Consider the following 1555-nt stretch of genomic DNA (forward strand, 5'->3'; position numbering starts at 1 on the left):
CGGAAGATGTCAAGGCTGGTGAGACAGGTTAGTTCAGGCTGTCTGTATGAGGGCTTCCTGTGAGGGCTGGTTGATCCACGCGGCGGTAGGCAGTTTCGGTGCTTCGGGTCGGCTGCGGGTGAATCGTTCGGGTTTCGCGGCGTAGGCCGCGTCGAGGGTCTGCTGGCGTTGGGCGCGGACCTGAATTGCGGTGCCGTGGTGGACTGAGGCCGGGGTGTGCAGGCCGATCCCGGAGTGGCGGTGCTCGTGGTTGTAGTAGGCGAAGAACGCCTCGCAGAACGCCCTCGCGTCCTGCAGGGACCCGAAATTGGGCGGGAAGACCGGGGCGTACTTCAGGGTTTTGAATGCGGCCTCGCTGTAGGGGTTGTCATTGGATACGTGCGGGCGTGAGTGTGACCGGTCGACGCCGAGGTCGAGCAGGAGCTGGGCGACGGGTTTCGAGGTCATCGAGGTGCCCCGGTCGGCGTGAATCGCCTCGGGGATCCCGTGCACGCCCATCGCTTCTTCAAGCATCGCCGTGGCGATCTGGGAGTCCTCGCGTGCGGCGACGGTCCAGGCCACGATGTAGCGGGAGTAGATGTCGATCACGACGTAGAGGTCGTAGTAAACCCCGCGGGTCGGCGAACGGAGTTTCGTGATGTCCCAGCTCCAGACCTGTCCTGGTCTGGTGGCCAGCAGCTCGGGCTTTTTCCTTGGTGGATGTGTGGCCTGACGGCGGCGTTCCCCGGCCAGGTCGTGTTCACGCAGGACGCGGTGCATCGTGGACATCGAGCACAGGTAGGTGCCCTCGTCGAGCAGGGTCGCCCACGTCTGCGCCACGGCCTTGTCAGCGAACCGTGGCCCGGTCAACACGCCCAGCACCCGTTGGCGCTCCAACTGGGTCAACGCGTTCGACGGGGCCGGCCGTGGTGGCTGCTCGCGGCGAGGCTCGGGCCCGAACGGCAGTCCGGCACGCCTTCGGGCTTCCCACTGGGCGCGGTAGTGGCTGGCCCGTGAACGACCCAGTAGCGCACACGCGGTCGCGACGCTGCTCACGCCGGCGAGCTGGTCGACCAGCGGGACAATCACTTCTTCGACCGCGGCCGCGGCGTGGGGGCCTCCGCGCTCTCGGAGAGCGTCTCCAAGAGCGCGTGTGCTTTTCCCATCAGATCAAGCGCCGCCCTCGAGCGGGCGAGCTCAGCCTCAGCCTTCTCCGCCCGCACCCGCAGCTGCTCGATCTCCTTATCGCGTCGATCCTTGCTCACCGGACCCAAACCCGCCGTCGCACCAGCCTGAGCAGCTTTGCGCCACTCGATGAGGTGCGAGGAGTACAACCCCTCCCGGCGCAGAATCGCTCCACGCTCACCACGGTCAGCGGCGTCGTACTCGGCCAGGATTCCCGCCTTGTACTCGGCGGTGAAACTACGCCTCTTCGGCCGGTCAGCTCGAGGTCCCATAACCCCATCATCGATGGCCACATCAGCCGTCGTCATCGTCATCGCTATTTGTCTCGCTTCTCACCCCGTGCAAGGGAAGGAATTAGTAAGGGTGTCTCACTCCAGCCTGGCGCACAGGG

Annotated in this window: 1 protein-coding gene; it reads right to left on the minus strand. The window is 65.7% G+C overall.

The genetic code is table 11. The features are described 5' to 3' along the window. Positions 1 to 33: 33 nt before the first annotated feature. Positions 34 to 1436 (minus strand): IS3 family transposase gene (locus IWX65_RS17525; RefSeq protein WP_442859217.1). Its coding sequence is split into 2 segments (ribosomal slippage): positions 34 to 1082 and positions 1082 to 1436, totalling 1404 coding nucleotides; the frame shifts between segments, so codons are not numbered across the junction. Positions 1437 to 1555: the final 119 nt, after the last annotated feature.

This window comes from Arthrobacter sp. CAN_A214, from assembly GCF_015751955.1.
Lineage (GTDB): Bacteria > Actinomycetota > Actinomycetes > Actinomycetales > Micrococcaceae > Arthrobacter_D.